This window comes from Saccharothrix sp. BKS2, from assembly GCF_047689505.1.
GTDB lineage: Bacteria > Actinomycetota > Actinomycetes > Mycobacteriales > Pseudonocardiaceae > Actinosynnema > Actinosynnema lopnurensis.
The window spans coordinates 402,511-415,736 of record NZ_JAUQOL010000007.1 but is presented as its reverse complement, the minus strand read 5'-3'; the positions used below and the strand labels follow the sequence as shown (position 1 = coordinate 415,736).

The 13,226-nt window shown below is 73.9% G+C and carries 9 protein-coding genes; 7 read left to right on the top strand and 2 right to left on the bottom strand.

Annotated features, from left to right (window positions below):
- The first annotated feature begins 42 nt into the window (after positions 1–42).
- The 4 genes from Q5530_RS17680 to chrA all read left to right on the top strand — a co-directional run bounded on the left by Q5530_RS17680 (position 43) and on the right by chrA (position 4,717).
- Entirely contained in the window at positions 43–666 is a 624-nt protein-coding gene (locus Q5530_RS17680) for a TetR/AcrR family transcriptional regulator (RefSeq protein WP_415363556.1), read from the top strand.
- 103 nt (positions 667–769) lie between these two features.
- A complete protein-coding gene (locus tag Q5530_RS17675) occupies positions 770–2,290 on the top strand; it encodes a carboxylesterase/lipase family protein (protein ID WP_415363555.1) in 1,521 nt (506 codons plus the stop codon).
- A gap of 92 nt (positions 2,291–2,382) precedes the next feature.
- Entirely contained in the window at positions 2,383–3,234 is an 852-nt protein-coding gene (locus Q5530_RS17670; RefSeq protein WP_415363553.1) for a class I SAM-dependent methyltransferase, read from the top strand.
- A gap of 115 nt (positions 3,235–3,349) precedes the next feature.
- On the top strand, positions 3,350–4,717 hold the full coding sequence (gene chrA, locus Q5530_RS17665) for a chromate efflux transporter (protein WP_415363551.1): 1,368 nt from the start codon (positions 3,350–3,352) through the stop codon (positions 4,715–4,717).
- 73 nt (positions 4,718–4,790) lie between these two features.
- Here the strand turns inward: chrA and Q5530_RS17660 are convergent, their stop codons facing one another.
- Complete coding sequence (locus Q5530_RS17660; protein WP_415363549.1) at positions 4,791–6,440, bottom strand: sensor histidine kinase; 1,650 nt, start codon at positions 6,438–6,440, stop codon at positions 4,791–4,793.
- Between the two features lie 516 nt (positions 6,441–6,956).
- On the opposite strand from Q5530_RS17660, the gene Q5530_RS17655 reads away from it, so the two are divergent.
- From Q5530_RS17655 to Q5530_RS17645, 3 genes are read left to right on the top strand one after another with little or no spacing between them, the layout of a single operon-like run.
- On the top strand, positions 6,957–7,559 hold the full coding sequence (locus tag Q5530_RS17655; protein WP_380637463.1) for a DUF4956 domain-containing protein: 603 nt from the start codon (positions 6,957–6,959) through the stop codon (positions 7,557–7,559).
- The gene (locus tag Q5530_RS17650; RefSeq protein WP_415363546.1) at positions 7,556–8,407 is read left to right on the top strand and encodes a polyphosphate polymerase domain-containing protein; all 852 of its coding nucleotides are present in this window, start codon (positions 7,556–7,558) and stop codon (positions 8,405–8,407) included. The genes Q5530_RS17655 and Q5530_RS17650 overlap by 4 nt, the downstream gene beginning before the upstream one ends.
- A complete protein-coding gene (locus tag Q5530_RS17645; RefSeq protein ID WP_415363544.1) occupies positions 8,398–10,572 on the top strand; it encodes a CotH kinase family protein in 2,175 nt (724 codons plus the stop codon). Before Q5530_RS17650 ends, Q5530_RS17645 begins: the two co-directional genes overlap by 10 nt.
- 60 nt (positions 10,573–10,632) lie before the next feature.
- Here Q5530_RS17645 and Q5530_RS17640 read toward each other — a convergent pair whose 3' ends face one another.
- Positions 10,633–13,218, bottom strand: coding sequence for a carbohydrate-binding protein (locus Q5530_RS17640; RefSeq protein WP_415363542.1), 2,586 nt, complete (start codon positions 13,216–13,218; stop codon positions 10,633–10,635).
- Between the last annotated feature and the right edge of the window lie 8 nt (positions 13,219–13,226).

The window sequence follows — 13,226 nt, the reverse complement described above, 5'->3', positions numbered from 1 at the left end:
CGGTGGGACTTCGGGGACTACCGGCGGTTGTACGCTACCGGGGTGCCGCGGGTTGCCGATCACGATCAGCGTCGGGCCCAGGTCGCGCGGGCGTTCCAGCGGCTGCTCGCCGCGGAGGGGTTCGCCGCCGTCTCGTTCTCGCGGGTGGCGGCCGAGGCCGGGGTCTCGGTCGGGCTCATCCAGCACTACTTCACCGGCAAGGACGCGCTGCTCCGCTTCGCCTACGAGGACGCCGCGGACAGGCTGGGCGAACGGGTCCGGGTCCGCGTCCGGGACGGCGCGGCGGCCGGTCTCCCGGTCGCGCGGGTGCTGCTGGACACCCTGGTCGAACTGCTGCCGCTCGACGCGGAGCGGGACGTCGAGTACCGCGTCCGGCAGGGGCTCCAGGCGCAGGCGCTGCACCACCCCGAGCTGGCGGAGGTCGCGCGCAAGGCGGGCCGCGACATCCTCGGCTACGTCACGGCGGTGGTCGAGGACGGCGTGGCGCGCGGTGAGGTGGAGGCCGGGGTGGACGCGGTGCCGGCGGCCCGCATGATCCTGGCGACCGTGCAGGGCCTGGCCGACCAGGTGGTCCTGTCGGGCGCGGGCTCGTTCCCGGTCCGGGACGTGCTGGGTCGGGCCGTCGCCGCGGTGTTCACCGGGCGGCGCGGTTCGGTCGATCGCTGACACCCCCTCTCGGCACGGCGCGGGCGGAAACCCCCGCGACAGGGGCGGTCCCGTGCGACTACCGTAGCAATATGACCATATTGCTACCTCCGCCGGGGCACCCGTGACGGCCCGGCACGCCACCGTGCGGCTCGGCGCGGGCGTCGTCCGCGGCCGTCGGCTCGACGGGCACCTCTCGTTCCGGGGCATCCCCTACGCCGCGGCCCCGGTCGGGGACCGGCGGTGGCGCCCGCCCGCACCGGTCGAGCCGTGGTCCGGCGTCCGGGACGCCACCGAACCCGGGAACCCCCCGCCGCAGGCGGCCCAGGCGTTCGACGGCACCGCCTCCCTCGACGAGGACTGCCTGACGCTGGACGTCACCGCGCCGGAGACGCCGGAAACGCCGACGACCCCCGGGACCGGGCGCCCGGTGGTGGTCTGGCTGCACGGCGGCGGCGGGACGAGCGGGAACGCCTCCACCCACGACCGCCACCGGCTCGCCGTCACCGGGGACGTGGTCGTCGTGGCGCCGAACGCCCGGCTCGGCGTGCTGGGCTGCTTCGGCTACCCGGGCCTGCCCGGCAGCGGCTCCTTCGGCCTGCTGGACCAGCAGGCGGCGCTGCGCTGGGTGCGGCGGGAGATCGGGCGGTTCGGCGGCGACCCGGCGAACGTGACCCTGGTCGGGTCGTCGTACGGGGCGCTCCTGGTCGCCGCGCACCTGGTGTCGCCCGGGTCGGCCGGGCTGTTCCACCGGGCGGTGCTCCAGAGCCCGTTCGGGGTGCTGGGCCCGACGCCGGCGCACACCCTGATCCCCGGTGTGCCGGCACTCCCGACCCGGTGGACCCCGTCGGCGGAGCTGGAGCGGCTCGGCGTCGCCACCGCCGTCGAGCACGGCTGGGTCGAGCCGGGCGGCGACCCGGCGACGGCGCTCGCGCGGCTGCGCCGGGTGCCGGTGGCGGACCTGCTCCCGGCCTCCGCCGCCTTCACCCGACCGGCCTTCGGCGGCCCGGCGCTGCCCGAGTCGCCCGCGACGGCCCTGCCCGGCGGCCGCTTCCACCGGGTGCCGGTGGTGGTGGGCACCACGAGCGACGAGGCGCGGTTCTACGTCAGCCTCTTCGCGGACCTGGCCGGCGACCCGGTCACGGCCGGGGACCTCCCGCGGCTGCTGGCCGAGGCGTTCGGCGACGCGGCGGACGAGGTCGCCGTGCGCTACCCGCTCGACCGCTTCCCGACCCCCGGCCTCGCCTGGGCGCGGATCTGCACCGACCGGGCCTGGGCGCGGCCGGCCTGGGACCTGGGCCGCGCCCTCGCCGAGCACACCGACATCTGGTTCTACGAGTTCGCCGACCCGGACGCGCCGCCGCCCGTGCCCGTGCCGGGGTTCCCGGCCGGGGCCCAGCACGCCGCCGAGCTGGCCTACCAGTTCGACCTGCCCGGCGGACCGCCCCTGTCGCCGGCGCAGCGGGAGCTGGGCGACCGGGTGAACCGGTACTGGGCGGCCTTCGCCGCCCGCGGCGAACCCACCGGCGACGGCCTGCCCGCCTGGCCCCGCTTCGAGCACGTCCAGTCCCTGGCGCCCGACCGGATCGGCGGCACCGACTACGTGGCGGGCCACCACCTGGACTTCTGGGCGCGGATGCCCTGACCCGGGTAATCGGGTCGCCCCGGTGCGGCGTCCCCCGTAGGTTCGCCCGGCGGCGGGCACGAGTCCGCCGCCGGACCCGGGGGGATTCAGCGGTGCACGAGGGGACAACGATGCGGGTCGACCCGTCGAACGCCGAGCAACTGCGCGCGTGGGACGGCGACCAGGGTGCGTACTGGGCGGCCCGCGCCGAGCGCTTCGACGAGGGCGTCGCCGGCTACCAGGACCGGCTCCTGGCCGCGGCGGCGATCGAGCCGGGCTCGACCGTCCTGGACGTCGGGTGCGGCGCGGGGCGGACCACCCGCGACGCCGCGCGGCTCGCGGACACCGGGACGGCGCTCGGCGTGGACCTGTCCTCGCGCGTGGTCGACCTGGCGCGGGACCTGGCGGACCGGGAGGGGCTGGGCAACGCGCGCTTCCTGCGGGCCGACGCCCAGGTCCACCCCTTCCCGGACGGGGGCTTCGACGTCGTCGTCAGCCGGCACGGCGCGATGTTCTTCGGCGACCCGCTCGCCGCGTTCGCCAACCTCGCGCGGGCGACCCGCCCCGGTGGCCGCCTCGCGCTGCTGTCCTGGCAGCCGCCGGAGCGCAACGAGTGGCTCGGCTCCTTCCGCGCGGCCATGACGCCCGGCCGAGAGCTGCCGCCCGCGCCGCCGCCGACGCCGGGGTCGCTCAGGGACCCCGACCAGGTGCGCGAGTTGCTGACCGCGGCCGGGTTCGCCGACGTGCGGTTGCACGGCCTCACCGAACCGATGTACTTCGGCCGCGACGTGGACGACGCCTCCCGGTTCGTCCTCGGCCAGTTCGGCTGGATGACGGACGGCCTGGACGAGGCCGACCGGGCGCGTGCCGTGGCCGACCTGCGGGCGGACATGGCCGACCACCTGACCGACCGGGGGGTGCGGTACGGCTCGGCGGCGTGGCTGATCCAGGCGCGCCGGCCCTGAGCCGGGAACCGGGCGGCCACCCCACCCGCCCAGCATGTGGGCGCCGCACGCCCCGGGACGCGGCCGCGGCTACCTTGCTCGTGCCCACGTGGGAGGCCACAGGAGGGAACCGCCGATGACCCCGACCCCGGACCGGGACGTGGTGCCGCTGCGCACGGCGACCCGGGCGTGGTTCCTGATCTCGCTCCAGACCTTCGGCGGGCCGGCGGGCCAGATCGCGGTCATGCAGCGGACCCTGGTGGAGGAGAGGCGCTGGATCGGCAGGCAGCGCTTCCTGCACGCGCTGAACTACTGCATGTTGCTGCCCGGCCCGGAGGCCCAGCAGCTGGCGATCTACGTGGGGTGGCTGCTGAACGGCCGCCGCGGCGGCCTGATCGCGGGGACCCTGTTCGTGCTGCCCGGCGTGCTGGCCCTGCTCGCGCTGTCGGCGGTCTACGTGGCCTTCGGCGACACCACGGCCGTGCTCGCGGTGCTGGCGGGGCTCGCCCCGGCGGTGGTCGCGATCGTCGCCCAGGCCGTCGTGCGCGTCGGCCGGACGGCGCTGGGGCACCCCGCGCTGGTCGCGGTCGCCGTCACCGGGTTCGCCGCGCTCGCGCTGTTCGCGGTCCCGTTCCCGGTCGTCGTCGCCGCGGCCGCCGGCGCGGGCTGGGCGCTGGGCCGGTTCGTCCCGGCCACCGCCCGGGTCCGGGAGCGCGACGACGCGGACGACGGCCCCGCGCCGCTGATCCCCGACGACGTCCCGCACCAGGGCACCTCCTCGGCCCGCCGCGGCCTGACCGTGCTCGGCGTCGGCCTGCTCGCCTGGGCCGCCCCGGTGGTCGCGGTCGCGGTGCTCACCGGGACGGGCAGCACGCTCACCCACCAGGGGCTGTTCTTCTCCGGCACCGCCGTGGTGACCTTCGGCGGCGCCTACGCCGTGCTCGCCTTCGTCGCCCAGCGCGCGGTCGAGGTCTACGGCTGGCTCTCCGCGCGGGACATGGTGCGCGGCCTGGCCCTGGCCGAGTCCACGCCCGGTCCGCTGATCATGGTGGTGCAGTTCGTGGCGTTCCTGGGGGCCTACCACCACCCCGGCGAGCTGGACCCGTGGGTCGCCGGGGTGGTGGGCGCGCTGCTGACGACCTGGGTCACCTTCGTGCCCTGCTTCCTGTTCGTGCTGCTCGGCGCGCCCCACGTGGAACGCCTGCGGCACAACCGCTCCCTCTCCGCCGCGCTGACCGGCATCACCGCCGCCGTGGTCGGGGTGATCGCCAACCTCGCCCTGTACTTCGCCGTGCACACCCTCTTCGCCGACAGCCGGGTCCACCGGTTCGGGCCGCTGCGCCCGGACCTGCCCGAGCTCGCGAGCTTCCGCCCCGTGGCCGCCGCGATCACCGGGATCGCCCTGGTGCTGGTCTTCGCCCTCCGCTGGCCGATGTCGAGGGTGCTGCTCACCTGCGCCGGTCTCGGGGTGGTCGCCGCGCTGCTCGGCCTGCCCGTCGCCTGACCCCGCCGGCAGCCCGCCAGGAGATGGCTGTTGCAGGTCACGTGCTGTTGCGGCCACGCAGGCCAGGCCGCGCTCAGGCCGGCACGACCTCCGCCGGGCTCGCCACGACCGCGTCGACCGGGACCGGGAGGGTGAACCGCAGTCGGGCGCCCGGCGAGTGGTCGGTGTCCAGGGCGATCGCGCCGCCGTGGTGCTCGACGATCTTCTTGCAGATGGCCAGTCCGATGCCGGTGCCGGTGTAGGCGTCGCGGGCGTGCAGGCGCTGGAAGATGACGAACACCTTCTCGGCGAACTCGACCGGGATGCCGATGCCGTTGTCGGTCACGGCCAGCTCCCAGACCGCCGTCCCGTCGGGGTGCGCACCCGCCTCGCAGCTGATCCGGATCACCGGCGGGCGGTCGGGGTCGCGGAACTTGATCGCGTTGCCGACGAGGTTCTGCCACAGCATGGTCAGCAGGGTGGGGTCGGCGACGACGTCCGGGAGGCGCTCGGGCCGCTCGACGCGGGTGCCGCTCTCCTCGATCGCGGTGGCCAGGTTGTCCAGCGCCCGGTCGAGGCCGCGGTCCAGGGAGACCCTGGTCTGGTTGCTGTTGAGCCTGCCGACGCGGGAGAAGGTCAGCAGGTCGTTGATCAGCACCTGCATCCGCTTGGCCCCGTCCACCGCGAAGTCGATGTACTGCACGCCGCGGTCGTCGAGCACGGCGCGGTAGCGCTTCTCCAGCAGCTGGCAGAACGAGGCGACCTTGCGCAGCGGTTCCTGGAGGTCGTGGGAGGCCACGTAGGCGAACTGCTCCAGCTCCGCGTTGGACCGGCGCAGCTCCTCCGCCCGCGCGTCCAGGGCGGCGGCCTGCTCGGCCAGGCGCTCCTGCCTGGCGCGCGCGGCCTCCAGCGCCTCGACGATGCGCCCGCGCATGTCCTCCACGTCCTCGGCGACCGAACGCAGGTCCGCCGGTCCGTGGGGCACGATGCGCAGGTCGAACTCGCCGCGGGCGACGCGGCGGGAGGTCGTGCGCAGCTCGTTCAGCGGTCCGACCACCATCGTGCGCACCACCAGGGCGAGCGCGGCGGCGGTCAGCAGCAGGCCGGCGACCACGGTGCCGAAGACCCAGTTGCGCACCGAACGGGCGCGCAGCAGTTCCTCCCGCGCCTCCCCCCGCGCCTCCAGCAGGTCTTCGTTCTGGGTCTCGAACAGCCCGCGCAGGCGGTCGAAGGCGACCTTGCCCCGCTCGGCGAACTCGACGTCGACCCGGCTCGGCGTCCCCGGCGACACGCCGGCCACCAGCGGGTCGGCGTAGTCGCGGCGCCAGGTGCGCGCCGCCTCCTCGATCGACGCCACGTCCGCCAGCAGCCGCTCGCGGCCGGGCAGCAGCTCCCGCAACCGGGCGACGGCCTGCCGCTCGACCTCCACGCCCTCGGTGTAGGGGGCGAGGAACTGCGGTTCGGCGGTGACGGCGTAGCCGCGCGCGCCGTTCTCCTGGTCCACCAGGGCGTTCTGCAACCGGTACGCCTCGGCGCGCGCCGGCAGGACGCCTTCGAGCTGCTGGTCCGACACCCGGGCGGTGTGCCGCAGCACCTCGGCGCCCACCACCGCCCCGACCAGCACCAGCAGGCACATCACCGCGAGCAGCAGGAAGAACCACGCCTGGACCGTCAGGCCGCGTCCCCGGGCCCGCCCGTCGACGACCGGGGAGGGCGCCCGGCGGGACACCTCTGGATGGGACACCTCTGGATGGGACACCTCTGGGGAGGACCCCTTGGGGGAGGACACCGCACCCACCTCTCCGGAAAGGTCCCGGCGCCGAGCCCGTGACCGTGGTCGACCGCAGCGAAGGATAGACAGCGCGCGCCCGGTCGACGCGGGGCACCCGCCCCGGCCGGGCGCCCCCGCGGCCGATCCCCACTCCCCCGGAACCACACCGCCAGTTCCCAGCAGCCCAAACCGAAACTTTCGACCTTGGGTGGCGTAGTACCGATACGCTCCGCACCGACCTTCGGTGCCCGTCAGACGGCGGCAACAACCCCTGCCAAACAAGCCGGAACAGGGAAAGTTTGCTCCTTTTGGCGCACCGCAAGGCACCGGCAAGTCATTGACGCGACACCTCGGATGCACCTATCGTTTGCGGGGAGTTCCCGAAAGTTTACCCACAGGTTCGAAAGTTTCGGCGACCGTCCTGCAGACCCCCGCCAAGAAGCGGGCGGTGCCCGGCCGACCCTGCACCGGCTCAGGAGGACGTACGAGATGCCACAACTCGTCCTGTTCGCGATCGACATCTGCGCGGTGGTGTTGCTCGTCTTCGGGCTTTACTTCCCGCGGCACCGCCGGCGCGACCTGGTCGTCGCCTACCTGGGCGTCAACATCGGCGTCCTGGCGGTGGCGAGCGCGCTGAGCACCAGCAACGTCGGGGCCGGGCTCGGCCTGGGGATGGCGCTGTTCGGCGTGCTGTCCATCATCCGCCTGCGCTCGACGGAGCTCGACCAGCACGAGGTCGCGTACTACTTCTCCGCCCTCGCCCTGGGCCTGCTCGGCGCGCTGAGCACCTCCTCGGCGTGGCTCAACGGCGGCCTGATGGCGCTGATCCTGCTGACCATGTTCCTGGGCGACCACCGGCGGCTGTTCCGGCACTACCGGCACCAGATCCTGGTGCTGGACTCGGCCATCACCGACCACGTCGTGCTGATCGCCCACCTGGAGCAGCTGCTCAACGGCCGGGTGCACACCGCCACCATCCAGCGGATCGACCTGGTGAACGAGACCACGATCGTCGACGTCCGCTACGCGCTGACCGCTCGCGGGCCGGCCACCGCGTCCGGCTCGCCCGCACGTTCCGGAGCACACCGATGACCACGATCGCCATCACGCCGGTCCTGGCGCGGATCGCCCCGGTCGGCCTCGCCGAGCTGATCGAGCGCGCCGCGCTCCAGACCAGGGTGGACCGCAAGTACCTCGTCCCGACCGAGGCGCTGCCGCGCCTGCTGGAGCAGCTCAGGCCGTCCGCCCGGGTGCTGGACATCGACGGCGAGCGCACCTTCCGCTACGAGTCGGTGTACTTCGACACCCCCGGGCTGGACAGCTACCACTGCGCGGCCTACCGCAGGCGCAGGCGGTTCAAGGTGCGCACCCGCACCTACCTCGACTCCGGCCAGTGCTGGCTGGAGGTCAAGATCAGCGGGGCGCGGGGCAACATCACCAAGCACCGGCTGCCCTACCACGTCCGGGACTGCGGCACCGTGCGGCCGGGGCGCGACTTCGTCGACGAGGCGCTCGGCCGCGAGTCGCTGGGTCCCGGCGCGGACAGCGCCCTGGACCCGGTACTGGTGACCGACTACCACCGCACCACCCTGCTGCTGCCCGCCACCAACAGCCGGGTCACCGTCGACACCGCGCTGATCTGGCGCGCCTCGGACTCGGTGCTGCGGCTGCCCGGCGTCGCCGTGGTCGAGACCAAGAGCACCTCGGCCGCCACCCCGGTCGACCGCCTGCTGTGGCAGGAGGGCCTGCGGCCCGCCCGCATCTCCAAGTACGCCACCGGTCTGGCCGCGCTGCGGCTGGACCTGCCCGACGCGCCGTGGCGGCGGACGCTGCGCCGCCACTTCCGCGCCGCCGCCCCGGCCCGCCGCGGCACCGCGTCGCCCCTGATCTCGGCGACGTCCCCCTCCCCCCGAACCGAGCAGGAGGCATCGTGCGCTTGACCCCACGCGGCAGCGGCGCCGCGTCGACACCCCGCACCAAGGGCATCGCAGTCGCCGCCGCGCTCATCGCCGGACTCCTCCTGCCGTTACCGCTGGCGGCCGGCGCCGAACCCGGACCCGGATCGGCCGACACCGCCGCGAGCGCCCCGGCGGCCGACACCCCGGCGGCCGACACCTCGGCGCTCGACACCTCGGCAGCCGATGCCGTCACCGCGGCCGCCTCGGCGGAGAGCCTCGTCGGCGACATCACCTTCTCCGTGCCCAGCGGCACCTTCCAGGGACAGGTGTCGGTCTCCCTGGGCACCACCGTCAGCGGGGCCCAGATCCGCTACACCACCAACGGGCAGCTGCCCACCGCGCAGTCACCGCTCTACCCCGGCACGCCGCTCCGGTTCACCGCCACCACCCAGCTGCGGGCGCAGGCGTTCGTCGGCCAGGCGGCCTCCGGCGCGCCCGGGACGGCCATGTACGTCGCCCGCGAGGCGACCGCGACCACGGCCCACGACCTGCCGGTGGTCCTGATCGACTCCTACGGCGCGGGCAAGCCCGCCCGGGAGGACTTCCACGCCGCCACCATGATCTTCCAGCCGACCGCCGGCGGGACGACGTCCCTGGCCGCGGCCCCGGCGGTGGCCACCCGCTCCGGGTTCCGGCTGCGCGGGCAGTCGTCGTCCTCGTTCGAGAAGGCGCCTTACCGCATCGAGTTCTGGGACAACGACAACGACGACGCCGACTACCCGGTGCTGGGGATGCCCGCCGACTCCGACTGGGTGCTGCGCGGGCCGTTCCCGGACAAGTCGCTGATCCGCGAGGCCCTCGTCTACGACCTCGGTCGGGAGATGGGCCTCCAGGTGCCGCGGTACTCGTTCGCGGAGTTCTACCTCAACACCGACAGCACCGGCGTGGGCGCCAACGACTACATGGGCGTCTACATGATCGTCGAGACGATCAAGAACAACAAGGCGCGGCTCAACCTCAAGCAGCTGGACGAGGACGACCTCACCCTGCCCAAGATCACCGGCGGGTACATCTGGAAGTTCGAGTGGATGGCCGCCGAGGAGCCGACGCTGCCGTGCACCGGTCCCGCGGCGACCTGCTGGAACTACCTGGAGGTGGTCGACCCCGACCCGTTGCAGCCCGCCCAGCGCGAGTGGCTGCGAGGTCACATCCAGGAGTTCCACGACGTGCTGCGGGCGCCGAACTTCGCCGACCCGAACACCGGCTACCGCAAGTACATCGACGTCGGTTCCTTCATCAACCACATGATCGTCAACGAGTTGAGCCGGAACATGGACGCCTACCTGCGCAGCACCCACTTCCACAAGGACCGCGACGGCAAGATCTTCGCCGGTCCGCTGTGGGACTTCGACCTCACCTTCGGCGTGGGCGGGTTCTTCCAGAACGACCAGGTCGCGGGGTGGCAGTACCAGCAGACCAGGCAGCCGCAGGCCAACGACTGGTTCACCCAGCTCCTGCGGGACCCGGCCTTCGTCAACGAGCTGAAGGCGCGCTGGCAGTCGCTGCGCCGCGGGCCGCTGTCCGACGCCTCCCTCCAGACCAGGGTCGACGGCCTCTCCAGGCCGCTGACCAACGCCGCGCAGCGCAACTTCCAGCGCTGGCCGAACCTCTCCACGCGGATGATCGGCTTCTTCAACACGCCGACCGCGCCCACCTGGCAGGGCCAGGTGCAGGCCATGCGGGACTGGATGCTGCGCCGGGCCGCGTGGCTGGACTCGACGGCCGGGTGGGGCGGGACCACGACGACGACACCCACCACCTCGACCACGACCGGCACGACCACCACCACAACCACGACCGGCACGACGACGACCACCACAACCACGACCACCACGCCGCCGTTGCCGTCCGGGTGCAGCGCGACGTACGCGGTCACCAACCAGTGGCCCGGCGGGTTCCAGGGCGAGGTCCGGGTCACCGCGGGCACCTCGGCGCTGACCAACTGGACCGTGTCCTGGACGTTCACCAACGGTGGCGCGATCAGCCAGGCGTGGAACGCCACCGTCACCAGCCAGGGGACGACGGTCACCGCCCGCAACGCCTCCCACAACGGGTCGGTCCCGGCGGGCGGCAGCACCGCCTTCGGGTTCCTCGGCACGGCCACCGGGGCGCCCGGCGCCTCGGCGCTCACCTGCACGGCCGGCTGACGACCGGCTGACGACCGACGCGGGCCCGGCACCTCGCGGTGCCGGGCCCGCACCCGGTCCTCACCAGCCGGAGTTGCCGGCCCCGCGCTGGACGGTGAAGGTGTTGCCCACGTTGACCAGCGCCTGGCTGCCGGCGCCCCGGACCCCGGACACCGCGACGTTGTCGAACCGCCCGGTGCCGGTGACCTGGTCGAAGTGCATCCCGTTGGCGTTGGTCACGGTCCCGGCGCCGTCGTCGAAGCTGTCGGTCGCCCCGCCGGTCCCGTTGATCCGCACGTTGCCCACGGTCAGGTCGCCGATCGCCCGCTGCCGGCTCAGCAGGAGCCCGTGGTAGGAGCTGTCGTCGACCTGGAGGTCCCGCAGCACGACCGCGCCGGTGATGTCGGCGCGCTCGGCGAACAACCAGACCGCGCCCGTGTGGGTGTGCCAGTCCCAGTGGCGCGAACCGGTGCGGGTGAGGGTGTTGCGCTGGATCGCGGTGGTGCCGCCGAAGGGCTTGGACGCGTGCCAGGTGGACACCATGACGCCGCTGCCGTTGAACACGGTGTCGGAGATCAGGTTGTCCTCGGCGCGGTTGTCGGTCCCGCCGTAGATCGCCACGCCGTTGGCGAGGACCGGCAGCGCCACCGTGTTGAACGCGAACACGCTCCGGCTGACCGTGCCCGCGGACTCCCACGACCACGTCGCCAGCGCGTCGTCGCCGGTGTTGCGGAAGCTGCTCTGCTCGACGCGCACGTTGGCGGTCTCGCCGTTGACGTTGACCCCGTCGGCCATCGTGTTGCGGATCCGCGCGCCGACCACGTGCAGGCCGTTGGCGGCCTTGACCCACAGGCCCACCTTGGCGTGGTTGGTGGCCACGTTGAACACCAGCGAGCCGGTGCCGAACTCGCCCTCGACGAACGCGTCGGAGTTCGGCGCGCCGTCCGGGTCGCGGGTGGTCACGTCGCCGTCGAAGGTGAGGTCCGCCAGCTGCGCGTCACCGCCGTTGACGTAGAACCCGCCACGCCGGTTCGAGCCCTGGAGCACGGTGTGCCAGGGACCCGCGCCACGCAGGTCGACGCCGCTGAAGGTGATCAGGCCGGGGACGGAGAACGTGCCCGCCGGGATCCACACGCCCCGGGTGGCCGTGCCCCGCGCGGCGGAGACGGCGGCGCGGAGGGCGGCGGTGTCGTCCACCCCGTCGTTCGGCCTGGCCCCGTGGGCGGTGACGTCGACGTAGCCGGCGGGCGCGGTGAACGCCGGGTCCACCAGCTCGGTGTCGATCAGGTCCACGGTGATGTACGGGGTCGCGTCGGTGTCCTTGGCGAACCTCAGCACGGTGCCGGCCGGGTAGGTGCGCGGCAGCAGGGCCCGCGCGTCGTCGAAGTAGCGGTGCGGGCGTTCGCCGCCGGGCGCGCCGGCGAACGGGTAGGGGCCGTACATCCAGCTGTACTTCGAGGTCAGCGCCAGGTCGCGGACCTTGGCGCCGTCGGCGTAGACGGCCAGCGGCGCGGTCGTGCCGGTGCCCGCGGCGCTGTCCGGGAGGCCCGCGCGGACGGTGACGGCGTTGGCGGGCGCGGTCAGCGTGATCTCGACGTGCCGACCGGTGCCGGTGAGCTTCACCGCGGCGCGGCCCGACGCCTCGGCGGCCTCGGTGGTGTAGGCGCGGCCGGAGATCCGGGTGCCGTTGCCGGCGCCGGCCTCGGCCTCGTGGGTGGTGTACGGGACCGTCGCACCGCGCTGCGCCAGGCCCCGGGTGTTGGTGACGGTGACGTGGTCGAGCTGCACGCCGCCGGTGTCGCCGGCGACGACCCGGTAGCCGATCAGGTTCAGGCCGGTGCGCAGGGCCGGCTGGTGGGTGGTGGTCTGCCAGCCGCCGCCCGCGGGCAGCGACAGCTGCCGCTGCCTGATCCCGTTGGCGTACAGGGTGATCGTGCGCGCGGAGGAGGCGGGATTGGTGTAGCGCAGGGTCACCGTCGCGGTGCCCGCCCCGGCCTGGTTGACCGTGCGGGTGACGAGCGCGCCGACGCCCGGGAGGACGACCGACCCGGCGCCCGTGGCCCCGGCCGGGGAGGTGGTGGTGGTCGCGCCGCCCGCGGTGAAGGCGGTCTCCAGCTCGTAGGAGCCGGCGGGACCCGGCTGGCCAGGGGTCGTGGTGGTGGTCGTGGTGGTCGGGGCGGTGGTGAGCCTGACGTGGTCGAGGTTGACGTTGCCGCTGTCGCCGGAGCCGTAGGCCACCGCGACGGTGTTGCTCCCGGCGGTGAGCGCGACGGAGGTCGTCACCTCGCCCCAGGTGCTCCAGGACGCCGTGGCGGGCAGCGACACCTGCCGCGCCGCGCCGTTGACCGACACCGACAGGGTGCGCGTGGAGCCGGTGCCGTTGGCGTAGCGCAGGGTGAGGCTGTTCGGGCCGGCCGTCGCGGTGGTGGTGAACGTGGCCCTGGCGGTGCCCCGGTTGGCGTCGGTGAACCCGCCGACGTAACCGGAGCCGGTGCCGCCGGCGTGCTCGGTCTCCACCCGCGCCCCACCGGACAGGGCGGCCGACTCGGCTTCGAGGGTGACCGGGGCGGCCGGGGCGGCGGAGCTCCACAGCGTGATCAGACCCGCTGTCATGAGGACCGTGGCGAGCACCGCCAGGCCGGTCTTGGGCGTGCTTCTGCTCAACATCGTCGTCG

Excerpts from the sequence above, each read along its gene's own strand:
- chrA (WP_415363551.1), top strand. The coding sequence starts at position 3,350 with ATGACCCCGACCCCGGACCGGGACGTGGTGCCGCTGCGCACGGCGACC.
- Q5530_RS17655 (WP_380637463.1), top strand. The coding sequence starts at position 6,957 with ATGCCACAACTCGTCCTGTTCGCGATCGACATCTGCGCGGTGGTGTTG.
- Q5530_RS17650 (WP_415363546.1), top strand. The coding sequence starts at position 7,556 with ATGACCACGATCGCCATCACGCCGGTCCTGGCGCGGATCGCCCCGGTC.
- Q5530_RS17640 (WP_415363542.1), bottom strand. The coding sequence starts at position 13,218 with ATGTTGAGCAGAAGCACGCCCAAGACCGGCCTGGCGGTGCTCGCCACG.